This window comes from Kribbella sp. NPDC048915 (genome assembly GCF_040649595.1).
In the GTDB taxonomy this organism is placed as follows: Bacteria; Actinomycetota; Actinomycetes; order Propionibacteriales; family Kribbellaceae; genus Kribbella.
Window position 1 is genome coordinate 21846 of record NZ_JBEZFT010000028.1, and the last position, 24321, is coordinate 46166.

Annotated in this window: 21 protein-coding genes; 13 read left to right on the forward strand and 8 right to left on the reverse strand. The window is 69.4% G+C overall.

Annotated features, from left to right (window positions below; translation table 11 throughout):
* Positions 1-105: 105 nt before the first annotated feature.
* The 5 genes from AB0B82_RS16830 to AB0B82_RS16850 are packed head-to-tail and all read left to right on the forward strand — an operon-like array spanning position 106 to position 6708.
* On the forward strand, positions 106-2067 hold the full coding sequence (locus tag AB0B82_RS16830) for a PQQ-binding-like beta-propeller repeat protein (protein WP_360168392.1): 1962 nt from the start codon (positions 106-108) through the stop codon (positions 2065-2067).
* On the forward strand, positions 2064-4010 hold the full coding sequence (locus tag AB0B82_RS16835) for a hypothetical protein (protein WP_360168395.1): 1947 nt from the start codon (positions 2064-2066) through the stop codon (positions 4008-4010). Before AB0B82_RS16830 ends, AB0B82_RS16835 begins: the two co-directional genes overlap by 4 nt.
* A gap of 15 nt (positions 4011-4025) precedes the next feature.
* On the forward strand, positions 4026-5258 hold the full coding sequence (locus AB0B82_RS16840) for a DegT/DnrJ/EryC1/StrS family aminotransferase (RefSeq protein WP_360168398.1): 1233 nt from the start codon (positions 4026-4028) through the stop codon (positions 5256-5258).
* The gene (locus AB0B82_RS16845) at positions 5255-5983 is read left to right on the forward strand and encodes a hypothetical protein (RefSeq protein ID WP_360168401.1); all 729 of its coding nucleotides are present in this window, start codon (positions 5255-5257) and stop codon (positions 5981-5983) included. The genes AB0B82_RS16840 and AB0B82_RS16845 overlap by 4 nt, the downstream gene beginning before the upstream one ends.
* Entirely contained in the window at positions 5977-6708 is a 732-nt protein-coding gene (locus AB0B82_RS16850; RefSeq protein ID WP_360168404.1) for an amidohydrolase family protein, read from the forward strand. The genes AB0B82_RS16845 and AB0B82_RS16850 overlap by 7 nt, the downstream gene beginning before the upstream one ends.
* Positions 6709-7428: 720 nt before the next feature.
* Here AB0B82_RS16850 and AB0B82_RS16855 read toward each other — a convergent pair.
* From AB0B82_RS16855 to AB0B82_RS16870, 4 genes are all read right to left on the reverse strand, one after another.
* Positions 7429-7950, reverse strand: coding sequence for a GNAT family N-acetyltransferase (locus AB0B82_RS16855; protein WP_360168407.1), 522 nt, complete (start codon positions 7948-7950; stop codon positions 7429-7431).
* Between the two features lie 84 nt (positions 7951-8034).
* Positions 8035-8520, reverse strand: a complete 486-nt coding sequence (locus AB0B82_RS16860) for a hypothetical protein (RefSeq protein ID WP_360168410.1) — start codon at positions 8518-8520, stop codon at positions 8035-8037.
* A 62-nt stretch (positions 8521-8582) separates the two neighbouring features.
* Positions 8583-9923, reverse strand: a complete 1341-nt coding sequence (locus AB0B82_RS16865) for a DUF1266 domain-containing protein (protein ID WP_360168413.1) — start codon at positions 9921-9923, stop codon at positions 8583-8585.
* A gap of 30 nt (positions 9924-9953) precedes the next feature.
* A complete protein-coding gene (locus AB0B82_RS16870) occupies positions 9954-10781 on the reverse strand; it encodes a type II CAAX endopeptidase family protein (RefSeq protein WP_360168416.1) in 828 nt (275 codons plus the stop codon).
* 63 nt (positions 10782-10844) lie between these two features.
* Here AB0B82_RS16870 and AB0B82_RS16875 point away from each other — a divergent pair, with 63 nt between their 5' ends.
* Positions 10845-13244, forward strand: coding sequence for a glycoside hydrolase family 3 C-terminal domain-containing protein (locus AB0B82_RS16875; protein WP_360168419.1), 2400 nt, complete (start codon positions 10845-10847; stop codon positions 13242-13244).
* On the opposite strand, the gene AB0B82_RS16880 is transcribed toward AB0B82_RS16875, so the two are convergent.
* On the reverse strand, positions 13204-14178 hold the full coding sequence (locus AB0B82_RS16880; protein ID WP_360168422.1) for a winged helix-turn-helix domain-containing protein: 975 nt from the start codon (positions 14176-14178) through the stop codon (positions 13204-13206). The two genes, AB0B82_RS16875 and AB0B82_RS16880, sit on opposite strands and share 41 nt — an antisense overlap.
* Positions 14179-14237: 59 nt before the next feature.
* Here AB0B82_RS16880 and AB0B82_RS16885 point away from each other — a divergent pair, with 59 nt between their 5' ends.
* Genes AB0B82_RS16885 through AB0B82_RS16895 form a run of 3 tightly spaced genes read left to right on the forward strand, consistent with a single transcriptional unit; the run spans position 14238 to position 16871 of the window.
* Positions 14238-15491 (forward strand): MFS transporter, encoded by a 1254-nt coding sequence (locus tag AB0B82_RS16885; RefSeq protein ID WP_360168425.1) that lies wholly within the window; start codon positions 14238-14240, stop codon positions 15489-15491.
* Entirely contained in the window at positions 15403-16218 is an 816-nt protein-coding gene (locus tag AB0B82_RS16890; protein ID WP_360168428.1) for an ATP-binding cassette domain-containing protein, read from the forward strand. Before AB0B82_RS16885 ends, AB0B82_RS16890 begins: the two co-directional genes overlap by 89 nt.
* Positions 16215-16871 carry a hypothetical protein gene (locus AB0B82_RS16895; protein WP_360168431.1) on the forward strand — a complete coding sequence of 219 codons (657 nt, stop codon included), beginning with the start codon at positions 16215-16217 and terminating at the stop codon, positions 16869-16871. The genes AB0B82_RS16890 and AB0B82_RS16895 overlap by 4 nt, the downstream gene beginning before the upstream one ends.
* Before the next feature lies 1 nt (position 16872).
* On the opposite strand, the gene AB0B82_RS16900 is transcribed toward AB0B82_RS16895, so the two are convergent.
* Together AB0B82_RS16900 and AB0B82_RS16905 are read right to left on the reverse strand one after the other, a co-directional pair.
* A complete protein-coding gene (locus AB0B82_RS16900) occupies positions 16873-17919 on the reverse strand; it encodes a LacI family DNA-binding transcriptional regulator (RefSeq protein WP_360168434.1) in 1047 nt (348 codons plus the stop codon).
* A 4-nt stretch (positions 17920-17923) separates the two neighbouring features.
* Positions 17924-20350, reverse strand: coding sequence for a glycoside hydrolase family 3 N-terminal domain-containing protein (locus AB0B82_RS16905; protein ID WP_360168437.1), 2427 nt, complete (start codon positions 20348-20350; stop codon positions 17924-17926).
* A 266-nt stretch (positions 20351-20616) separates the two neighbouring features.
* Between AB0B82_RS16905 and AB0B82_RS16910 the strand changes: the two genes are divergently transcribed.
* The 3 genes from AB0B82_RS16910 (at position 20617) to AB0B82_RS16920 (ending at position 23787) form a co-directional block, all read left to right on the forward strand.
* Positions 20617-21969: an extracellular solute-binding protein gene (locus AB0B82_RS16910; protein ID WP_360168440.1), complete on the forward strand. Its 1353-nt coding sequence runs from the start codon at positions 20617-20619 to the stop codon at positions 21967-21969.
* Between the two features lie 83 nt (positions 21970-22052).
* Positions 22053-22895: a sugar ABC transporter permease gene (locus tag AB0B82_RS16915; protein ID WP_360168532.1), complete on the forward strand. Its 843-nt coding sequence runs from the start codon at positions 22053-22055 to the stop codon at positions 22893-22895.
* 1 nt (position 22896) lies between these two features.
* On the forward strand, positions 22897-23787 hold the full coding sequence (locus tag AB0B82_RS16920; RefSeq protein WP_360168443.1) for a carbohydrate ABC transporter permease: 891 nt from the start codon (positions 22897-22899) through the stop codon (positions 23785-23787).
* Between the two features lie 3 nt (positions 23788-23790).
* On the opposite strand, the gene AB0B82_RS16925 is transcribed toward AB0B82_RS16920, so the two are convergent.
* Positions 23791-24021 (reverse strand): DoxX family protein, encoded by a 231-nt coding sequence (locus AB0B82_RS16925; protein ID WP_360168446.1) that lies wholly within the window; start codon positions 24019-24021, stop codon positions 23791-23793.
* Here AB0B82_RS16925 and AB0B82_RS16930 point away from each other — a divergent pair.
* The gene (locus tag AB0B82_RS16930; protein WP_360168535.1) at positions 23980-24228 is read left to right on the forward strand and encodes a TetR-like C-terminal domain-containing protein; all 249 of its coding nucleotides are present in this window, start codon (positions 23980-23982) and stop codon (positions 24226-24228) included. The genes AB0B82_RS16925 and AB0B82_RS16930 overlap by 42 nt on opposite strands.
* Positions 24229-24321 lie beyond the last annotated feature (93 nt).

Here is a 24321-nt window from a genome sequence, read left to right on the forward strand (position 1 = left end):
AACAGTTGACGCACTCATGCGCGTCCGGCTAATTTCAGCCATGACCGTAATTCGCTCCGCACTGTCCCGGGAGGCCTTGTGGACAAGCGATTCGCACGGGGATTGTTGGCGCTACTCATCGGCTGTGCGGGACTCCTGAGCGCTGCCGCGCCCGCCGGCGCCGTCATTCCGGCCGGGACCGAAACCGCCGGGCCGACCGTCACGAACCCGACCGTCACCAACCAGACGGGTACGAACCCGACCGTCACGAACCTGGGGCCCGCGTCCGCCGTGACCTCGACCAGCGTCGCCGAGCAGGTCGGCGACCGGATCTGGACCATCACCTCCGGCGTCTCGCCCGTCCAGGTCGGCGCGTTCGACCCGGTGACGAAGACGGTCGGCACCAAGTTCTCGCTGCCGACCGGTGCCGGAGCCTGGGCGATGACCCACCTCGGCACCGACCTGTACATCGGTCTCTACACGCCCGGCGACGTGTACAAGGTCGACACCACCGCGGGCACCGCGACCAAGGTCGCGCAGTTCGGCTCGTTCATCTGGTCGCTCGCCGCGACCCCGGACGGCAAGATCGTCGCGGGCACCTACCCCGACGGCGGCGTCCACGAGTACGACCCGGCGACCGGAACGACCCGCACGTACGGCGCCGCGGTCGAGGGTGAGCAGTACGTCCGAAGCATCGCCTCCGACGCGACCACCATCTACGCCGGTGTCGGCACGAAGGCGCACCTGATCGCGATCGACCGCGTGACGGGCGCGCGCCGCGACGTGCTGCCGGCGGCGTACGCGGACCGGACTTTCGTCGCCACCATGGCGCTCGAGGGCACCAAGCTCGCCGTGAGCCTCTCCCCCACCGGGACGATGCTCGTCTACGACACCAGCGACCTGGACCACCCGGTCGAGGTGCAGACGCCCGGCGGCGACCAGTACATCACCGCGATCACCATCCACGGCGCCGACATCTACCTCGGTACGCGGCCGTCCGGCACGCTGTACCGGTACCGCGACGGCGCGCTGACGCGGCTCGGGTCGCCGTACGACGGGGCGTATTTCAACCGGATCTTCGTCGACGGCACCACGATCCGCGCCGAACTGACCAGTCAGGTCGTCGACTTCGACGAGGGCACCGGGACGTTCACCGGCACCGACCTCGGTCAGGCCGGGCTGCCACCGGCCCCGGAGCAGGCGATGGCGATCGCGGCCACGCGGACGTCGGTCCTGGTCAGCGGCAAGGCGGGCATCCAGGTGCACGATCTCGCCGGCGGCGGCAGCACCCGGACGTTCCTGCCGGGCGAGGCCAAGACCATGACGCCGATCAAGGATCAGGTGTATCTGGGCGTCTACACGCTGGCCCGCCTGTGGCAGCTGCAGCCGGACGGGTCCGGGCTGCACGAACTCGGTCAGATCGGCAACGAGCAGACGCGGCCGACCGACGCGGCGTACGACGCCCGCTCGCGGACGTGGCTGCTCTCGACCGAGCCCGACTACGGCAAGTACAACGGCACGCTCGTCGAGCAGCACCTCGACAGCGGTGAGCGCGAGGTGCACCGCGGCGTCGTACCGGACCAGTCGGTGCGATCCGTGACCACCGCGGACGGAATCGCCTACCTCGGCGGCGCGATCCGCAACAGTCTCGGCACCGAGCCGATCCTGCCGGAGGCGACCGTCGTCGCGTTCGATCTGCGCCGCAACCGCGTGCTGTGGGAGACCGCCGCGCTGCCCGACGCCAAGACGTACGCCGACCTCGTCTTCCACCGCGGGCACCTGTACGCGACCACGGACGACGGGCGGCTCGCCGTACTCGACCCGAAGACCGGCAAGCTCGTCGGCAGCACCACGGTCGGCACCGGCCAGAGTGTGCTGACGATCGCCCGCTCCGGCCTGTACGGCACCGACAGCAAGCGTGTCTTCAAGGTCACGCCGAGCCCGGCCGGCGTGCCGACCGTCAGCACGGTGGTCGACGGCCTGAACGCCCAGATCTACAGCTACCCGCTGATCACCACCTCGGCGACCGGCGACGCGCTGTACACGATCAAGGACCGCGACCTGGTCCGCATCGGCGGACTCCGATGACCGTCACGCGCCGTACGGCGCTCGCCGGCGCCTTGGCCACCGGGGCGCTCACCGCGCTCCCTATCGCTGCGAACGCGGAGGACGGACCCATCGACGGTTCCACGCTGCCCACCGCCGGTCCCGCCGTTCTCACGGCAGCCGTCGTCGCGATGGCGGTGCACGACGGCCACGCCTACGTCATCAGTCGCGGTATCGTGCCGCCCCGGCTGACCGAGATCGATCTGACCACCCGCCGCGTCACCCGGACGGTCGAACTGCCGACCGGCGAGGGCGGTTGGGGCATCACCGTTGCCGCCGGCAAGGTGTACGCGGGCCTCTACCCGACCGCCGACGTCTACTGTTTCGACCCCGCTGACGGATCGGTGACGCACGTCGGGGCGCTCGCCGGGCCCGGCGGCTTCGTCTGGGACATGACGACCGCACCCGACGGGCAGGTGTTCGCGGTCAGCTACCCGAACGGCGCGGTCTGGCAGGTCGATCCCGCGACGAACGTCGCCACCCGCCTCGGCGCCCCGGTCGCCGGGGCGCAGTACGGCCGGTACGTCGGTGCCGCCGGCAACTACGTGTACGCCGGGATCTACACGCCGTCGCAACTCGTCGGGTACGACCGGAGTACTTCGACGTTCCATGACCTCACGCCGGAAGCGCTCCAGGGCAGCACCTTCGGCCCCTTTGCCGCCTCCGCCGACCGGGTGTTCGTCGGCAGCAGCGCGGGGTTGGTGAGCTTCGCGCCGGACGGTTCCGATACCCGGACCGTTCCGCTGCCCGCGGACGAGTCGAGTATCGATGCGCTGACAGTCGCCGCCGACGGTACGGCGTACCTCACCAGCCGGACCTCCGGGACCGTTTGGTTGTGCGGTCCGCAGGACACCGAGCTCACCGCGGTGGCGACGCCGACGCCCGCCGACGAGCATCGCCGACTGGTGCTCCTGGACGAGACCACGCTGCTCGGCTCGACGGGATCCGGGGTGCTGTGGTGGCTCGACGTCACCACGGGCGAGTTCGAGCTGCTCGACCTCGTCGACGCCGGGTTCACGCCCGCGCCGGACAAGCCGCAGTCGATCGAGCTCGGTGACCCGCACGTGTACGTCGGCGGCCACTGGGTGGTGACCGAACACGCGATCGGCACCGGCGCGACCCGCCGGATCCGGGTCGCCGGCGAGGCGAAGACACTGACCTGGGTACACGGCGAGCTGTACTCCGCGCTGTACCCGAGCACCGAGGTGGTGCGGATCAATCCGCGCACCGAGCAGGTGCACAGCTTCGGCACGATCGGTCACGAGCAGATCCGGCCGTGGCAGGCGGCGTACGACGCGCGGTCGCAGCTGCTCGCGATCGCGTCCGCGCCGGGGACGGGCAAGCTCACCGGCGCGCTCACCCTGCTCGATGTCCGCACGGGCGAGCTGGACGTGCACTACGGCGTCCTGCCCGACCAGAGCGTGATGTCGGTCGCGATCGTCGACGGGATCGCGTACGTCGGTGGTGACGTGGTCGGTGGTGGCGGTGTCACTCCGACCCGGACCGCCGCGGCGATCGGTGCGTTCGACCTCCGCCGTCGTGAATTGCTCTGGACCGCAGAGCCGCTCGCCGGCGAACGCTCCATCCAGAGCGTCGCAGTCCACGACGGCGTGCTGTACGGCGTACTGAAGCGGACCAGCGGCGCCTGGTTCACCTACGACCTGCGCACCCGGGCGGTGGTCCGCGGCGCGAACAAGCTCTCCGGGTACGGCGAGCTCTACACGGACCGGACCGGCGTCTACTGTGAGACGAACTTCGGTGGAAACCTGTACCAGCTGGGCCCCGGGTTGAGCGCAGCGAAGCTGCTGGCGAACAAGCTCGGCGACGGGTGGTACACCGTGCCGCAGCTGAGCCCGGTGCGCGGTGCCCGGCACCACGTCTGGGGCCTGTCCGACCGCGACCTCGTCCAACTGCCGTTGCCCTAAGCAAAGGATTTAGCGATGGAGAACAGTCAGCTCGCCCGGGACGGCGGTACGCCGGTGCGCACCGCCCCGCTGCCCTCGGTGATGAACGCGAGTGGCCGGCGCTTCGGCGACGACGAGGTGAAGGCGGTCGAGCGGGTGCTGCGCAGCGGCATGCTCTCGGCGACCTGGGGCACCGAGGTCCCGGCACTCGAGCTCGAGTTCGCGTCCCTGCTCGGCGCCGGGCACGCGGTCGCCTGCAGTTCGGGGACGGCCGCCCTGCACCTGGCGGTCGCCGCGGTGAACCCGGATCCGGGCGACGAGATCATCACCACGCCGATCAGCGACATGGGCACGGTGTTCCCGATCATGATGCAGAACGCCGTACCGGTGTTCGCCGACGTCGACCCGATCACCGGAAGCCTCACGCCGGAGACGGTCGAGGCCGCGATCACGCCGCGGACCAAGGCCGTCATCGTCGTACACCTGTTCGGCAAACCGGCGCGCGTCCGCGAATTGCGCGAGCTGTGCGACCGGCACGGGATCGTCCTGATCGAGGACTGCGCGCAGGCGTACCTGGCCCCGGTCGGCGACACGTACGTCGGCCGGATCGGGCACATCGGCTGCTTCAGCTTGCAGCAGACCAAGCACATCAGCGCCGGCGACGGCGGGCTCGCGGTCACCGACGACGCGCAACGCGCCCGGCGGATGCGGCTGTTCGCCGACAAGGGCTGGCCGCGCGACACCGACGAGCGCACGTACCTGTTCCTCGCCCTCAACTACCGGATGACCGAACTCGTCGCCTCGGTCACCCGGGCGCAGCTCACCCGGCTGCGCGGCGTCGTCCAGGACCGTCGTACTGCGGCGCTCCGCGCAACCGCCGGCATCGAGGACCTGGCCGGTGTCACACCACCGCCGGACGGACAGGATCACGTGTACTGGCAATACCCGTTGATCATCTCCGCGGAGGCTGGCGACCTGCGCGAATGGGCTGCGGCACTGACCGCCGAGGGTGTCCCGGCGAACGGCGGTTACCTGACCAGCCCGCTGTACGCCGCTCCCGCCGTCCGTGAGCGGATCACGTACGGCCGGTCCGGGTTCCCACTGCAGGATGTGTCCTACCCGGCCGGCTTGTGCCCGAACGCCGAGGAGCTGATCGACCGCCGGCTGCTCGTCCTCGGCTGGAACGAGAACTACACCGAGTCCGACGTCGACGACATCGTCACCGCGATCCGCAAAGTCCATCACGCGCTGGCCCGGAAGGCATCATGACCGACGCTCCCCTGCTGCTCGACTGCGACATCCTGGTCGGGCACGACGTGACCACCGGACGGTGGGGACGGCCGGACGACATCGCCAAGGTGTTCGCGGGCAGCGGCATCTCAGGCGGTGCCGTGTCCGCGCTGCGGGCGGTGCACTTCGACGTACCGACCGGGAACGACGAGGCGCATCAGGTTGCTGACGGCAACGGCTGGACGAGGGTACCGGTCCTCGACCTGCGCGATCCGCTCGGCGCCGAGAAGGAACTCGACCGGCAGCTGGCGAGCGCCACCCCGCCGCGGGCGATCCGGCTGGCGCCGACCGCGCAGAGCGTCGAACCGACGTACCCTTCGTTCGACCATGTCGTCCGGCTGCTCGTCGACGCCGGGCTGACGATCTTCCTCGAGGGCGACGTCCGCAAGGTCGGGCCGCCGCTGCGCGGCCTCGGGGCGCGCGTGGTGTTCCTCGACACGCACTTCTACTACCTGGGCGACTTCGTGCTGATGGCGCGGTCCGAGCCCGGGTTCCACACCTCGACCCGGATGCTCACCGGCCCGGACTCGCTGGAGATCGTGGCCGCGGAGGTCGGCGCCGAGCGGCTCGTCCTCGGCTGCCGGACGCCGTTCCACGAGACCCGTTCGGTGATCCGCCGGCTGCTGTCGTCCAAACTCGGCGCGGACGAGATCGCCCAGGCCGGAAGCCGCAGCCTCACCACCTTGCTGGAGCCCGCATGTTGATCGACGTACACGCCCACTGGGGCCCGTGGTTCTTCTCGATGGACGTCGGGAGCATCGGTACCAACGTCGACGGGCTCGACCGGTTCGGCATCGACCTGCAGCTCGTCTCCGCGATCGAGGCGATCGTGTACGACGCTCCGCTCGGCAACCGCTCACTCGCCGCCGAGCTGCCGGCCGATCCACGGCTGCGCGGCATGATCGTCGTCGACCCGCGCCGCCTGGACGAGGCCCGCGCCGACCTCGACAAGTACCTCGCCGGCGACGGGCGTTCGCGCTGGGTGGGCGCGAAGATCCACAGCGAGTACAGCCGGACCCGGATCGACTCCCCCGCGATGCAGGCGGCCGTCGAACTCACCACGGAGTACGGCCTGCCCACCCTCGTCCACACCTGGGGCGACACCGTCGTCGACCTCGCCGACCTCGCCGCCCGCGTCCCCGGCGCCCGGGTCGTCGCCGGTCACATGGGCGCCAACGGCTGGCCCCGCGTCCCCGAAGCCGCCGACCGCTCCGACCGCATCTGGTTCGAACCCTGCTGGTCCGCCCCGGAAGCCAACCGCATCCGCTGGATCCTGGACCGCATCGGCCCCACCCGCATGATGTTCGGCACCGACGCCACCCTGATCGACCCCTCCGTGGCCCTGGGCGCCCTGGAAGCCGCCGACCTCACCCCCGAAGAACACGAAGCCATCACCCACACCAACGCCCAATCCCTCTTCAACCTCTGACCCCACCCGACGAGCTGTTCAGCGCGGCCGCCGACATCGGGCCGTATCGCCCCGCTCCGGCCCGGGGTGATACGGGCGCGCGGGTGATCGAGGCGCGCGGGTGATCGGGGCGCGGGTGATCGGGGCGTAGCGTGGCGTGATGGTGGCGTGGCGTGATGGTGGCGTGGCGTGATGGTGGCGTGGCGTGATGGTGGCGTGGCGTGACGGTGGCGTGGCGTGACGGTGGCGTGGCGTGACGGTGGCGTGGCGTGATGGTCGCGTGGGGTTGTTGAAGCCGCATCTATGGAGGGTTTTCCCCCGTATGGCGGGCATAAGGCTCCACTGTTGTGCGGAAAACTCTCCTAGATACTTGATGCACGGCCTGGTCCGGATTCGGTCGTAGGCGGTGATGGAGCCGAGGCCGCTCGGGCGTGTGCCGTGCGGCGTGTGGCGTGTGGCGTGTGGCGTGTGGCGTGTGTCAGGTCGACAGGACGTCTCCCGTGCCAGAGGCCACAGCTGAGCGTGAACCAGGCGCCGAACACACCCGCCCCGCACCACACTAACTGTCGAGCGTGCACACCTTCGGGCCGTGCATCAATCACCTAGGAGAGGGACCACCCGACCGACCCGAAGCAGTTGCCGGCGATGGATTCTGCCAGCCTGCCCCGAGGGCACCCAAGAGCACCGGGGACCCGACAGCACAACCCAGCCGGCCGATCACGAGGGGTCGGGGGTCCTGGGTCAGGGGGTGGTGAAGACGATGATGTCGGTTTCGGGGCCTTTGGGTTTGGGTTCTTGCCAGCCGATGTGGCGGTAGAAGGCGAGGGCGTCGTGGTTCTGGCTCCAGGCGAGGAGCCAGGCACGGCCTCGTTCGCGGGTGGCGGTGTCGAGGAGGCGGCGGGCCAGGCCGGTACCGCGGGCGTGCTGCAGGACGCCGAGTTCGTCCACCTCGAACGCGCCGATCAGGAGTTCCTCGACCTGTTCGGCGCCGAGCCGCTCGAGGACCTTGCCGTACGCGCGGTCGGTCCGGAACGGTCCCGGCGTGGTCCAGCCGGTCAGGAAGCCGGCGATCCGCCCGTCCTTCGACCGCTCGATCCACGCCTGAAACCCGTCCCGCTGCGCGTCGAACCCGAGCCGCTTCCCGAACGCCGTCCGCGTCTCCTCGGGATCCCGGTGCTCGAACGGCGGCGCGGTGAAGACCTCGACGTACGCCTCGGTCAACTCGTCCGCGATGTCCAGGATGTCCCGCCCATACGTCTGCACCGCTCCAACCTATGCCGGAACGGTGCCGCGAGAAGTCGCGAGGGGTCGGCGCGGTGGCCGCGAGGGGCCGCGAGGGGTACGGCGTCAGTTCTTCGTGGCAGCCGCCTCGAGATCGGCAGCAGCCTCACCCGCCACCGGACCCACGCCCGCCGAACCAGCCGACGGAAGCCCAGGCGCCCCGGCCGGCACACCCGACCCCGAGCCAGCCACAGGACCAGCCACAGCTCCAGGCGCAGACCCGGGCAGCGCCGGACTGGCTGGACTGGTCGGTACGGCGGCGCGGGTGGCCGCCGTCGAGGCCGGTGAGACCGCGATCGTCTCCAACTCCGCGCGGAACTGCGGCAGCATCCAGCGCAGCGGCTGGTCGAGCACGCGGGTGATCGTCGACTCGTCGATCTTCAGCAGGTCGGCGATCCGGGCGAGGGCGTCCGGCTCGTCGGTGGCGGCGTACAGCAGGTGGACGACCTCGTGCCGGTGGGCGAACACGGCCAGCGCCGCGGCGGCCAGGCCGGCGTCGATCTCCGGTGGACTTGCGGTGGGCGGACTTGCGATTTCCCCGTTGACTGTCACGTCACCAACAACCCGTCCAGGACCCGGTGGGTTACGTGTCAGTCGTATTCGTTGAGCATTGCTCAGCTCGGCGAGCCCGCGAAGGGGACGGTGACCCACGGGCTCTGCTCGTAGCTGAGGAGCAGCTGATGGGTGTCGCGGGCCTCGGTGTACCACTCGCCGAACGTGTCCTCGTCGAGGTGGAGGCAGCGGCCGAGCAGGTAGCCGACGCCGAACTCCTCCCAGGAGGTGTAGCGGCGCTGGACCTCCGCGCTGAGCTCACGCAGTGCGTCGAACATCTCCGCCTGGGTGCCGAAGCGGGTGCTCCGCCCCCAGCGGGCCATGGCGGAGGCGCGGCCCAGGTCCCAGGCGGCCGTCGAGCGTACGTAGCCGTCACCAGGGCCGTCGCCGACGAGCAGGCCGTCCTCGCGGAAGCGCGCTTCGTACCGGAGGACCCGGGTGATCAACTCACCGCGCGCGGCGACCACCCCGTCGAGCCGGGGATCGGCACCCGGCTGCGCGGGCCGACCGGACTGTGCGACGTACTGCCTGAACGCCACCGAGTCGAACTGCCGCCACTGAGCCTCGTCGACCGGTCCGCCGATGTGCTCGGCCAGCAGGTTGCGGGTGTGCAGTACGTCGTCCCACATCGACGAGCCGACGTCGCGGTCGAGCAGGCGGCGCATGATCTGCAGCCAGTCGTCGCGGACCTTGACGTCCCACCACTTCTCCAGCAGCGCGAGTTCCGCGCTGTACCCGTTGCCGTGGTGCTCAGTCGTGTTCCAGGGGTAGCCGTTCGTGACGCAGAGCTGGGCGCCACAGGCGAGCCCGTGCAGGAGTGCGCCGGGCTCGGTCGCATTGCTCCGACGCGTGAAAATGCGATGAGAGAAGTAGCCCGGCTCCCAGTACTCGTCGTGCAACCGGAGCATCAGCTGGTTCATCGTGTCGCCGAGCAGCAGGACGTTCTGGCAGGGTGTCGCGGGGTTGACCATCAGAACGTCGACGTCGCCCAGCATCCCGACCAGACCGCGCAGGTTGGTGAACTCGTACACGATCTTCGGGTGTGGCCGGGGCAGCACGTCCATGGAGTAGACGGACAGCACCCGTGTCCCGTCGTCGGTCTCGGCGATCATCGGCTGCCGTTTCGCCGGCTCCTGGTGGGCATGGGTGATCGGTACCGGGTGATAGACACCGGTGGTCGCGAGAATCGTCAGGTAGCCGGAGACATCCGGGTCGTCCTTGTAGCGGTGGAGCAGGTTCTCGACCTGGCTCGGCGGTACCCAGGTTCCGTGCGTCGGCTCCTGGATGTCCGGAACCACCTCGTCGTGGTCGTCTGCCTCACCGACGGCGTACCCGACGTCCACCAGGTCGTTGACGACGTCGAACTCGTCGAAGGCACCGGCGGTGTCGTCCTTTGCGTCCATCCCGCGAACCTACGTGGTGCGGAGGTTCACTCAGCTCGGGAGCCAGGAGACCTTGCCGAGCAGGTACGTCGCCCCGATCAGCGCGCCGATGTCGATCAGCGTGTGCGCTACGACCAGCGGCATCACCCGGCCCCACCGCCGATACAGATAGGTGAAGATCACGCCCATGATGACGTTCCCGAAGAATCCGCCGAGCCCCTGGTAGAGGTGGTACGAGCCGCGCAGCAGCGAGCTGGTCACCATCGACCGCCGGACCGACCAGCCCAGCTGGTCGAGGCGGTGGTTCAGGTAGCCGAGGACGATGACCTCCTCGAGGACGCCGTTCTGCGCAGCGACCGCGATCAGGATCGGGATCCGCCACCAGTCGTCGGGCAGCTGCGACGGGTCGACGGTCAGGTTCGCACCGGTCGCGTGCGCGCCGAGGTAGAACAGCAGCCCCGCTCCACCGATCACGGCCGCGACCGCCGTACCGCGGCCGAGGTCGCGCGCCCGGTCCCGCAGGTCGAATCCGATCGTCGCGAACGATTCCCGACTGCGGGCCAGGAAATGCCCCACGAGCGCGACCGGAACCAGCGCGGTCAGCACCGCGAACACCTGCCACGCGAGGTCGAGCCACGGCCGCCCCGGCGCCCGCGAACCGACGATGACCGCGGTCTGCCCGCTGATCGGTTTCGCCGAGGTCAGCACGCCCGTGAACGAGATGATCGCCGCCACCGCCGACGCCCCGAGCGACAGCGCGAGCACCAGCCAGATCTCCCGCGTCAGCACCGACCTCGGCACACCACCGGCACCAGGTCCGGCGGTGGATCCGGCGGTGGGTGCAGCGAGGCCGGCCGGGTCGTCGGCGGGTGTCGTCATACGACCACTATCCCGCGCCCGCCAACGGCCGACCCGGGCCGGGCACGCACGTAGAGTTTCGGCATGGACTTCGACGAGCTGGTGGGCAGGCTGTCGCTGGAGGAGAAGGTCCGGCTGCTGACCGGGCGGGACTTCTGGTCGACGCATCCGCTGCCTTCGGTCGGGTTGCGGTCGATGGTGCTGTCGGACGGGCCGAGCGGGGTCCGCGGCGCGGTTTGGGACGAGCGCGACCCATCGCTGAACCTGCCGTCCGCGACCGCGCTCTCGTCGTCCTGGGACGTCGGCATCGCCCGCCGGTACGGCGTGGTGTCCGCGCTCGAGGCGCGCCGGAAGAACGTCGACGTGGTCCTCGGCCCGACGATCAACCTGCACCGTTCACCGCTCGGCGGCCGGCACTTCGAGGCGTTCAGCGAGGACCCGGTGCTCACCGCCGACCTCGCCGCGGCGTACGTCGCCGGCGTCCAGGAGCTCGGTGTCGGCGCCACCCCGAAGCACTACGTGGCCAACGACTTCGAGACCGACCGCTTCACCGTGGATGTCGTGGTCGACGAGCGCACGCTGCGCGAGGTGTACCTGCTGGCGTTCGAGAAGGCCGTCACCGAGTCGAAGGCGTGGCTGGTGATGAGCGCGTACAACTCGATCAACGGCGTCACCGCGACCGAGAACGACCTCCTCGAGACCCCGCTCAACACCGACTGGGGCTTCGACGGTGTGGTGGTCAGCGACTGGACCGCCGTGCGGAGCGTGGAGAGCGCGAAACACGCGCAGGACCTGGCCATGCCGGGCCCGACAGGCGCCTGGGGCGACGCGCTCGTGGCAGCGGTCCGATCGGGCGCGGTGAGCGAAGCGGCGATCGACCGCAAGGTCCACCGCATCCTCGAACTCGCGGCCCGCGTCGGCGCCCTCGAGGGTCACCAGAAGCCGGCCGACTCACCGCAGCTCGACGGCCTCGCCTTCGCCCGTACGGCGGCCACCGAGGGCACCGTACTGCTCCGCAACGAGAGCGCCCTGCCGTGGCGCAACGTCCGTAAGCTGGCGGTCATCGGCCACAACGCCCGCGATGCACGCACCCAAGGCGGCGGCAGCGCGACCGTCATCCCGGAGCAGGTCGTCTCCCCGCTCGACGGTCTCCGCGAGGCACTCCCGGACGCGGAGATCACCTACTCGCTCGGTGCCGTCGTCCAAGAGGGCGTCGCCGAGCTACCACCGGCCACCATGACCAACCCGCTCACCGGACAGCCGGGTGCCCGGGTGCGCTTCCTCCGCGCGGACGGGTCCGAGCTCTTCGCCGAGGACCGTTTCTCCAGCGCGCTGGTCTACTTCGGTGGCGATGTGCCGATCGCCGAGTCCGCGATCTTCGAGTTCCGCACCACCTGGACGCCGACGGAGTCCGGTACGGTCCGGCTCGGCTTCGCGGCCGTCGGCCACGGCTGGATCTTCGCCGACGGCGAGCTGCTGCGGGAGGACACCGCGCTCCCGGTCGGCACCGATCTGGGCGCGGCGCTGCTCGCACCGCCGTCGATCTCCGCGCCGCTCACGGTCACCGCCGGTACGCCGGTCGACGTGCGCATCGAGTTCGACCTGCCGAAGCACCAGGGCGCGATCAACGCGCTGGGCATCACGATCGGCACCGAACCCGCCGACGTCGACCCGCAACTGCTCATCGACGAAGCCGTCGCCGCGGCGCGAAACGCGGACGTCGCGCTCGTCGTGGTCGGCACCAACTCCAAAGTCGAGTCCGAGGGGTACGACCGGACCTCGCTGGCACTCCCCGGCCGCCAGGACGACCTCGTCCGCGCGGTAGCGGCAGCGAACCCCAACACGGTCGTTGCCGTCAACGCCGGTTCGCCTGTCCTTCTCCCCTGGCGCAACGACGTCGCCGCGGTGCTCGCGACCTACTTCGGCGGTCAGGAGTACGGTCACGCGTTGGCCGACGTACTGCTCGGTCAGGTCGAGCCCGGCGGTCGTCTCCCGACCACGTGGCCGAAGACGCAGGAGGATGTACCGGTGCTCGATGTGACTCCGCGCGACGGCGTCGTCCGGTACGACGAGGGCGTCCACATCGGGTACCGCGCCTGGCTGAAGGCCGGTACCGAGCCGGCGTACGAGTTCGGCCACGGCCTCGGCTACACCACCTGGGAGCTCGCCGACCTGCGCGCGATCGACCCGACCTCCGTCGCACTCACCGTTCGCAACACGGGTGATCGTGCCGGCAAGCATGTGGTTCAGGTGTACGTCGAACGCCCGGACAGCATCATCGATCGCCCGGTGCGCTGGTTGGCCGGATTCACTGTCGTACGGCTCGACGCGGGGCAAGCCCGTGAGATCACGGTCAACCTGCACGCGCGCGCCTTCGAGCACTGGAGCGACACGGGCTGGACCACCGAGCCCGGCGTGTTCACGATCCGCGCGGGCTCGTCGGTCACGAACCTTCCGCTGTCGACCGATCTGGAGCTCCGCTAGCAACCCGGCGGCCGGTTTCGGACTGCCAGTACAGCACCGACCGCCCGGAGCGGCGGCGTTCCAGCAGTCCGGCATCGGTCAGTACGCGCAGGTGATCGGACACCGTCGCGAGCGACAGGCCAGTCGTTGCCACAAGCAACGTGGTGCTGACCGGTTCCGCCGCCTCCATGAGGATGCGGGCCCGGTTGCGGCCCAAGAGGTACACCAGCGGCTCACCAGGTGTCGAAGTGGCGCCGAAGATCCCCGTCACCGGGTACGTCAGCGCGAACCGGTCCGGCAGCCGCCAGCTCACGTTGACCCGCTGGGTGTGCGCGGCGATGAACATCAGGTCCTGGCCCCGGACGTCGGTCACCGGGTAGTCCCACCGATTCACCTGCATCCGTCCGTCGCCGAGCCACCGCACGTCCGGCCCGAGCCCGCGCAGGACGCCCGACCACCCCTGCTCGCTGAGCCGCGATGTCCGCGACACGATGTCGGCCTGCAGGACCCGCAACCGCCGCGGCCACTCCGGCTCGACGGTCGTCCGCCACACCCACCGCAACAGGTCAGCCGCCGCCGCTGCCAGATCGGACGACGCCAACAGGACAGCCGGTAGCGGTGTCCGTACGACGCTCAGGTCCGCACGGATCCGCTCGTCGTCGAGCGACAGCTGGTACTCGAGCTCGGCCTCCAAGGTCAGATCCGGTTCGAGCGGCGGCACCGTCAGGAAGTCCGCGGCCCAGCTCCGCCCGAACGCCGAGTCCACCAGCGCGGCCCAGATCGGGTTGTCGCGCAGAGCCGCCTGGAACAACGCGCTGTGCGCGTCCTTCCACGGCCGGAACCACGGCTCGACGGGAGCCCGGAGCAGCTTCAGCGCGGACACCGTCTCGGTGAGCTGCGACGTACCGAAGCGTGCGTTCACCAGGGTCTCGGCATCGACCAGGAATTCGGACAACGTTTCGCCTCCACCCGAAACTGTAGGTGGTCCGCGCGCCGCGGTCGATGCTGCCGGGCATGAGCAGCTACCGGGCGATCTTCCGCAACCCCGAGTTCCGCAACCTGTGGATCAGCAGCGCGCTGGGCAACGCGTCGGCGACGATGACCAGCCTGACGCTCGCGATCCTGGTCGACGCCGCGACCGGGTCGGCGTTGCTCGCGGCGGCGATCATGTTCGGGCCGTCGCTCGCCCAGGTCCTCGGCGTCTCGACCCTGATGTCCGCGGCGGACACCGCGCGTCCCCGGCAGGTGCTCACCCTGCTGGCGATGCTCTCGGCGCTCGCGGTCGGCGTCCAGGCCGCGGTCGACCTCTCCCCAGGTCCGCGGCTGGTTCTGTCCCTCGCCGTCGCGTACGGCCTCTCGATCGGCGCGGGCGTGCGCTGGGGACTGCTCGGTGAGGTGGTCCGGCCGGAGCAGTTCGTCCTCGGCCGGTCCGCGATGAACCTGTCGGTGGGTGCGATGCAGATCGCCGGCTTCGGCGCGGCAGGCCTCCTGCTGCAGGCGGTCGGTCCATCGACAGTCCTCTGGATCGCGACCGGTTGCGCCGCACTCGCCGTACCGGTCATCCGCTGGGGTTTACGCGATCGGGCGCCACGACGCCTCGCCCGGACCGGTCTGACCGAGACCTGGCGCGGCAACCGCCTCCTGCTCGCGCAGCGCCGCACCCGACCACTCCTGCTCGCGCTCACGCTGCCGAACGGCTTGATCGTCGGCTGCGAAGCGCTCTTCGTCCCGTACGCCGGTCCGCGCGCCGGCTGGCTGCTCGCGGCAGGGGCGGCCGGCATGATGACCGGAGACCTCGTGGTCGGCCGCTACCTCACCCGGCGCCTCCGCCTCGCGGTTGCCCGCTGGCTGCGCTTCCTCCTCGCCGTACCGTTCCTCGGTTTCGCGTTCGACCTCCCGCTCGCGGTGCTCTGCATCCTGGTCGCGATCGGAAGCAGCGGCTATGCGGCATCGCTTGCACAGCAAGAGATCCTGGTCGACCTCACACCGGTCGAGTTGCGCGGTCAGGTGCTCGGCCTGGAGTCCGCGCTGCGGATGACGACCTTCGGGATCGTCGCGATCCTGGCCGGAGCGCTCGCCGATCTCACGTCGGCCGCGCCGGTGATGACGGCGTGTGCCGCCGCGTCGCTGCTCGTCTCAGTCGCGCTGACGCGACCGCTTGCCCAGCTAGGCTCACCGCATGGAAGTGGTTCGGCTCCGCAAGGTCTCGAAGCGGTACGGGCGCCGGAGGATCCTCACCGACGTGGACCTGCACCTCAACGCCGGTGAACTCGTGGCCCTGGTCGGCGCGAACGGATCCGGTAAGTCGACCGTCCTCCGCCTGATGGCCGGACTCTCCCGCCCGTCGGCTGGAACCGTCCGGCGCACCGCCCGCGTCGTCAGCTACGTCCCGGACGTGTTCACGTCCCACGACCGCCTATCCGCCTCGGCGTACCTACGCCACCTGGGACGCATCCGCGGACTCAGCAGCGGTACCGCCCGCTCACGGGCCGACGAACTGCTCGACCGCCTCGCGCTCACGGGCGGCGCGGACACCCCGATGCGCAAGCTGTCGAAAGGCAACGCCCAGAAGATCGCCCTCGCCCAAGCACTGCTCGCCCCACCCCAGCTTCTCGTCCTCGACGAACCGTGGGCCGGCCTCGACGCGACTGCCCACTCCACGCTGCGCGAGCTCCTCACCGAGACGGCCGAGCAAGGCGCGGCGGTCGCCTTCACCGAGCACTCCGCCGACGTCGTCCGCACAACTGCGACGCGAGTCTGCCGCCTCGACCACGGTCGCCTGACCACGACGCAGCATCACACCGACCTCACCGAGCTCCATCTCCTCCCCGGGGCGGACCTCGACTGGCAGCGGCACCCAGACGTCGTCGACGTACGGCGTACTGACACCGGAGTTACTGTGCTGCTGCCGACAGGCAGCCACGACGCGGCCCTGCTCACCGCTTTGAACCACGGCTGGTCGGTCGTCACCGTGCGGCAGGTGAAACCCGAGTGATCGCCCTGTACCGGTACCTGCTGACCAGCGCACTACTCTCCCAGCGCTACCTCCCGCCGACCCTGATCTTCCTCGCCGCGCTGGCCGTCGGTACGACGTCGGACAACGGTCCGCTGCAGTCGTCGTACGCGTTCTGCGTCCTCGCGATGCTGGTCTGTACGACGTGGCTCACGGTCAGCATCGTCAACCATGAGGATCCGACCCAACGCGCGATCACGCTCGTGACGATCGGCAGCGCACTGCGCCTGCTGACGGTGACGGTCGCCGTCATCTTGACGTGGTGCGTGCCGCTGCTCGTGATCGGTCTGGTCTACCCGATCGTCACCGGCGCGCACGTGGTGACCGCGGCGGATCTCGCGGTCGGTGCACTGGGCCAACTCGGCGCGGCTATGGTCGGCATCGCGATCGGGCTGCTCTGCTCGCGTCTGGTCATCCCGCGGATCGGTGTCGCGATGCTCACCGCGGCCGCCGCGATCCTCGTCGTCCTGCTGGTCCGCTGGAGCTCACCGATCCGCCCGATCATGATCGTGCTGTCCGACGAGAAGCCGGCCGGCGCCAACGCCGTACCGCTGACGCTGCTCACGGGGCTCGCTTCCCTACTGCTGGCAGCCGCCGTGTTCGCAACCACACGGATCGCCGAGCGGCGGGACTGACTCAGGAGGCCACGACCGACTTCAGCCCGTACGGCGCGGCCGAGCCGCGGATGATCAGCGTCGTGGCGAGCTCGACGTGATGCGAGGCGATCGGCTCACCGGCCGCCAGCTGCAACGCCGTCCGGACCGCGACCGTACCGATTTCGCGCAGCGGCTGCTTCACCGTGGTCAGCTGCGGCGACGCGAGCCGTGCCACCTGTGTGTCGTCGAACCCGACCACGCTCAGGTCGTCCGGGATCCGCAGCCCACGGGCGCGGGCGGCCTCCATGACGCCGACGGCGACCTCGTCACAGCCGGCGAAGATCGCGGTCGGCGGCTCCGGCAGGTCGAGCATCATCGAGGCACCGGCCAGGCCGTCGTCGTACAGGAAGTTGCTCAGCCAGATGTACTCCTTGGGCACCTCGGCGCCGACCGCGTCCATCGCGCTGCGGAACCCACTCATCCGGGCCTGGTTACAGGCCGAGGTCGGCGGGCCGCCGATGTACGCGATCCGCCGGTGCCCGAGGTCGAGCAGGTACTGCGCCGCGGACATGCCGCCCGCGAAGTTCGTCGAGCCGACACTCGTCACGTCCGGCTGCGGGACGTCCGCGGGGTCGATGATCACCAGCGGCAGCCGGGCCCGGGACAGCGCGGCCAGGTCGGCGTCGGACAGCTCACTGGTGATGCCGACCGCGGCACGTCGACCGGACGCGATCAGGTCCCGCACCCACGGCGCCGCGCGGCCCGCGGAGTGCCGGCTCGGGTGCGGCGGCCGCGAGCTCAGTACGACCTCGACACCGGCTGCGGCGCCTGCGTCGAGCACGCCCTGGATCACCTCGACCGAGTAGCTGTTCAGCACACCCTGGTAGAACAGCTCGACGGTGTCGTGTTCGACCGGCTCCGGCCGGCGACCGACGTACCCGTGCTTCTCGAGCACCTCCTGGACGCGGGCGCGCGTCGCCGGCGAGACGTCGCTGCGCCCGTTCAGCACCTTCGAAACCGTGGCGACCGAGACCCCGGCCGACCCGGCCACCGTGGCCAGGGTGACGCGCCCCTTCAACCGCGACATTCCATCACCCTCCTCCACCATCCTCGCCGATCCTTTCGCCGGTTGTCGCGTCGATTGTCTCGCGAACCGCCCCCGCGGGCGGCACGGGCTCGACCGTCACCGGTGTGGTCAGCACCCGGTCGTGCCCCACCACCCTCACATCCCCGGTGATCCGCAGCATTGCGCGACACGGCAGGTCCTGCGACGACGTACCGGCCAGCACCTCGACGTCGCCCGGTTCGACGATCCTGCGCAGGTCGGGACCTGTGTACGCGGTGCGATCGGCGTGCACGCGGAACGTGACGTCGGCCCCCGCACCCGGCGCAAGTGACACCCGAGCGAACCCGGTGAGCAGCTTCAGCGGCCGGGCGACGCGGGCGACAACGTCGTGCAGGTACAGCTGCACGACCTCGTCGCCGCCGCGGTCGCCCGTGTTCGTCACCCGCACCGTGGCGGTGAACTCGCCGTCGCTGCCGATCTCCGGCACGCTCAGCCGGAGATCGGCGACTGTGAAGTCCGTGTACGACGCTCCGTACCCGAACGGATAGAGCGGCCGGGTCTCCAGCCCGCTGATGCCCGCGCTCTCGACACTGCCCAGCGCCGGCTGCAGGTAGGTCCCGGGCTGCCCGCCGACATGCCGCGGGATCTGCACCGGCAGCTTGCCGCTCGGCACGATCCTCCCGCTCAGGACGCCCGCGATCGCCGCGGCACCTTCCTGCCCCGGCAGGAACGCCTGCACGAGACCGGCCGCCCGATCCGCGAACAGGCCCAGCGCATAAGGCCGGCCCGACACCACCACGACGACGACCGGCTTCCCGGTGCCAAGCAGTGCGTCGAGCAGTTCGGCCTGCACACCCGGCAGCCGCAGGTCCTCGGCGTCGCAGCCCTCGCCGGACGACCCGTGCCCGAACAGCCCGGACAGGTCGCCGACGAACGCGACGCACAGCTCGGCGTCCTCGGTCAGGGCAACGGCCTCGGCAAACGCGGACCGGTCGTCGCCGAGTACCTCACAGCCCTTCGCGTACCTGATCTCGGCCGCGGGGAACTCGTTGCGCAAGGCATCCACCGGTGTGCCGATCCCGACCCCGAGACCGTGTTGCGGGTAGCGCGGCAGCACGTGGTTCGGGAACGCGTAGCAGCCCAGCAACGTCCGCGGATCGTCGGCACACGGGCCGACCACAGCGATCTTCGTTGGATCGGCCAACGGTAGTACCGAACCGGCGTCGAGCAGCACGATCGACTTCTCGGCCAGCTCCGCGGCGATCGCGCGGTTCGCCGCCGAGTCCAGCTCGAGACCGTCCGCCTGGACAGAGTCGGCCGGCGTCCAGCCTTCGTCGAGCAGGCCGAGCTGGATCTTCTGCAGCAGCACACGGCGGGCGGCCCGGTCGACCAGCTCCTCCGGCAGGTCGCCCGACTTCACCTTGTCCAGCAGACCGGCGAACCCGACGGTGTCCGGCAGCTCCACATCGGTGCCGGCCGTCAGCGCCAGCGCGCCGGCATCGTCGTCGTTCGCGGCGACCCGATGCATCGAGGCGAGGAACGGCACCGCCCAGTAGTCCGACACCACCGTGCCCTCGAAGCCCCACTCGTCACGCAGTACGTCGGTGAACAGCCACGGGTCCGCGCTCGCGGGCAGTCCGTCGATGTCGGAGTACGAACTCATCACCGATCCCGCCCGCGCCGTCGCGATCGCGGTCTCGAACGTCGGCAGGATGATGTCGAGCAGCTCGCGGCGCCCCATCGACACCGGTCCGTGGTTACGGCCGGCCCGCGAGGCGGAGTACCCGGCGAAGTGCTTCAGCGTCGCGAGTACCCCCGCGCTCTGCAGTCCGCGCACGTACGCCGACCCGAGCAGCGCGACCAGGTACGGATCCTCGCCGATCGTCTCCTCGACGCGACCCCAGCGGTAGTCGCGAACCACGTCGAGCACCGGCGACAGCCCCTGATGGACACCGGCCGCGGCCATGTCGCGGCCGATCGCCGCCGCCATCCGCTCGATCAGCGCCGGGTCGAACGTCGCCCCCCAGGCGATCGACGCCGGGTAGACGGTCGCACCGTACGTCGTGAAGCCGGTGAGGCATTCCTCGTGGACCAGCGCCGGCACGCCCAGCCGGGATCCCTTCAGCACGACCTCGTGCTGCCGGACGACCTCGGCGGCGCCCTCCTCGACGGTCTGCGGGTAGCTGCCCCACACCCGGGTCAGGTGCCCGAGCCCTTCGCGACTGGCGTCCTCCAGCGTGCGCGCGTCGCCGGCCGAGAACACGTCCTCCATCGGCGCGACGTTGATGGTCTCGTCCTCGGGCAGTGCGCTGTCGGCCATGTCATTGCCGATCCAGCGGCTGCCGAGCTGGGCGATCTTCTCCTCCAGCGTCATCGCCGCCAGCAACAGATCGGCCCGCTCCGCGGCCGGCCGGGTGCGGTCCTGCCACGGCCGCTCAGTCTCGATGGACAAGAAAACTCCCTCTGGTCAACTTTCGTTTCGGCAGGGAATTATCGAAAACTTTTCGATCCTCCCGGCACGATCCGTCGCGCTCGACGCAGTCGCAGAATAGCTCGTATGAGCAGGGATTGCGTGACCTCACTGTGACCCGGAAATCCGAATGGTTCAAGTCTTGACAGCCCAATCTCCGAAACCTATGTTTCGAAAACAAGTCATATCGGCAGGTGCTTCCGCAACCTGTGGGGGCAGCACGGAGTACGGAGATCACTGTGGATCCCATGACGACATCCCGGCGTAGTTTCCTCGGCCTGGTCGGTGGCGGTGCACTCGCTGCGGGCCTTGCCGCCTGCGGTAGTTCCGGCCCGACGACCACGCCTGGATCGACCACCGGTGCCGGTGGCGCCGGCGGCGGTGCGACGTACTGGTTCCTCACCGGTCAGCCGCAGCAAGCCATCCGCGAGGCGCAGGTCAAGCGGTTCAACGACGCGAACCCCGACAGCAAGATCAAGACCACCGAGTTCCAGAACGACGCGTTCAAGCAGAAGATCAAGACCGCCATCGGCGCCGGCCAGGGCCCGACGCTGATCTGGGGCTGGGGCGGCGGCGGCCTGAAGGCGTACGTCGAGGCCAACCAGGTCGAGGACCTGACCGACTGGATCAACACCGAGCAGAAGGCCCTGAAGGACTCGATCTTCCCGTCCGCCTGGGGCGCGGCGACCGTGAACGGCAAGCTGTACGCGGTTCCTGGTGAGACCGTGACACCGATCGTGCTGTTCTACGACAAGCGCTCGTTCGAGAAGATCGGTGCCGAGCCGCCGCAGTCGTGGGGCGACATCCTCGACCTGGTGCCGAAGTTCAACGACAAGGGCATCGCGCCGTTCTCGCTCGGCGGCCAGTCCCGCTGGACCTCGATGATGTGGCTGGAGTTCCTGTTCGACCGGATCGGCGGCAGCGAACTGTTCCAGAGCATCTACGACGGCAAGAAGGACGGCTGGTCCGACCCGTCGGCGATCAAGGCACTCGAGGAAATGCAGAAGCTGATCAAGGCGAACGGTTTCGTCAAGGGCTTCTCGTCGATCACCGCCGACTCCAACGCCGACCAGGCGCTGCTCTACACCGGCAAGGCCGCAATGATGCTGCACGGCGCCTGGACGTACGGCGGGATGAAGGCCGACGGCAAGGACTTCGTCACCGGCGGGCACCTCGGCTACATGAACTTCCCGCCGGTCGACGGCGGCAAGGGCGACCCGAGCAACACCGTCGGCAACCCCGGTCAGTACATGTCGATCTCCTCCAAGGCCACCGACGGCGAGAAGCAGACCGCGAAGAAGTTCATCGCGAACAACACCCTCGACGACGCGACCGTCGACGCCTGGGTGAAGTCCGGCAGCATCCCGGTCGTGAAGAGCGCCAAGGACAAGCTGCCCTCGGTCACCGACAAGAACGACAACGCCTGGCTGAACTTCGTCTACGACACCGCGGCGAACGCGAAGAGCTTCCAGCAGTCCTGGGACCAGGCGCTCAGCCCGACGCAGGCCGAGACCCTGCTCGACAACATCGCCAAGCTGTTCCAGCTGTCGATCTCCCCGCAGCAGTTCGCCACCAACATGAACGCGGTGATCGGCCAGTGACTTCGACCGCTCCGCCCGTCACACCGGGCAGCGTGCAGAACAGGCCCGCGTCCGGGGTGGGGCGGAGCGGGCCGGTGGCATGGATGGTGTTGCCGGCGCTGCTGCTGTTCGTCATGTTCGGGGTCGTCCCGCTGGTCGGTGTGCTCGCGCTGAGCTTCACCCAGTGGGACGGCCTCGGCGCGATCCACCCCGCCGGGCTGTCGAACTGGAAATCGGTGCTCACCGACTCCCAGCTTCCGCACACCATCTGGGTGACGTTCGAGATCATGATCCTGTCGTGGCTCGTGCAGACCCCGCTCAGCCTGCTGCTCGGCACGTTCCTCGCCGGGCGGCAGCGGTACCGCGCGTTCCTCGCGGTGCTGTTCTTCATCCCGCTGCTGCTCAGCTCCGCCGCGATCGCGATCACCTACAAGGCGCTGCTCGACCCGAACTTCGGGCTCGGACCGGGTCTGCACCTGGAGATCCTGACCCAGGACTGGCTCGGTCGGGGCGACCTCGCGCTCGCCGTGGTGATCTTCATCGTGTCCTGGCAGTTCATCCCGTTCCACTCGCTGATCTACCAAGGTGGCGTCCGGCAGATCCCGACCACGATGTACGAGGCGGCGTCGATCGACGGCGCCGGCCGGGTGCGCCAGTTCTTCAGCATCACGCTGCCGCAGCTGAAGTACACGATCATCACGTCGTCGACGCTGATGGTGGTCGGGTCGCTGACGTTCTTCGACCTGATCTTCGTCCTGACCGCGGGCGGCCCCGGTGACGCCACCAGCGTGCTCGCCCTCGACATGTACCAGCGAGGCTTCATGTCCAACCAGATGGGCCCGGCCAGCGTGATCGCGGCACTGATCGTGCTGCTCGGCCTGGGACTCGCGCTGTTCCTGCGCAGACTCGGCGGCAGTACGACGGCCAGCCAGCAGGAAGGGGCATGACATGGCAGTCGCAACCAGTGGCACGACCACCGCGCCCCGGACGGTCAGCCGCCGTCCGAGCCGTGCCTACAAGCTGCTCCGGCTGAACTGGTTCGGCGGTCTGGCCGGCTGGATCTGGCTCGGCGTCGTGCTGATCCCGCTGTACTGGATCGTGGTCACCAGCTTCAAGGACCAGAGCGCGTACTTCACCCAGAACCCGTTCGCGCTGCCGGCCGAGCCGACCATGAACAACTACAAGCTGGTCGTCGAGTCGGACTTCCCGCGGTACTTCCTGAACAGCGTCATCGTCGCCGCGGGCACGATCGTCCCGGCGGTGGCAATCTCGTTCATGGCGGCGTACGCGATCATCCGTGGCGCCGGCAGCAAGTTCCTGGCCGGCGTCAACGGGCTGTTCCTGATGGGGCTGGCGATCCCGCTGCAGGCCACGATCATCCCGGTGTACCTGCTGATCATCCGGATGCACCTGTACGACAGCCTGCTGGCGCTGATCCTGCCGTCGATCGCGTTCTCGATCCCGCTGTCGGTGCTGGTGCTGACGAACTTCATCCGCGACGTACCAAAGGAACTGTTCGAGTCGATGCGGGTCGACGGCGCGACCGAGTGGAACATGCTGCGCAGTCTCGCACTGCCGCTGACCCGGCCCGCGCTCGTCACGGTCGGCATCTACAACGGCCTCGGCGTCTGGAACGGCTTCCTGCTCCCGCTGATCCTGACCCAGAGCCCCGACAAGCGCACGCTCCCGCTGGCACTGTGGACGTTCCAGGGCCAGTACAGCGTGAACGTCCCGGCGGTCCTCGCGTCGGTCGTGCTGACCACGCTGCCGATCGTCATTCTGTACGCCGTCAGCCGCAAGCAACTGCTCAGCGGCCTGACCGCGGGCTTCAGCCGGTAGCCCTCAGAGTCTCCTGCTCCGGGGACGGATCGCCCACGACGCGAGCGCCAGAACGGCGAACGCGGCGGGGGCGATCATCCCGGTGTACTGGTGTGTGGCGGCGTTCGACGCGGCCGCGCCGGCCATGTTGATCAGCACCCCGGCGTACGCCCACTCCTTCAGCCGCGGCAGCCGCGCCTGCTGGCGGCGTTCATCGACGCCGCCGAACGCGATCCCGCGCTCTCGCAACTGCACACCGACCTGACGAACCGCCGCCGCGAACCGCTGCTGACGGTGCTGCAGCGTGGTCGTGACCGCGGCGAGCTACCGCCGGACAGCGACCCCGAACTGACCACGGACCTGCTCACCAGTCCGTTCTTCTACCGTCATTTCGTTGCTCACCGCCACATTCCGCGGAGCATGATCACCGACGTGATCGCGCGCGTTCTGCAGCAGCGCTGAATTCGTCCGGGGATTGCCACCGGGCGCCGGAAAGAGTACCGTCAGGTGTTTGTGTCGGTACATGAAAAGAAGCCCTCTCCGGGGCTTCTGAAT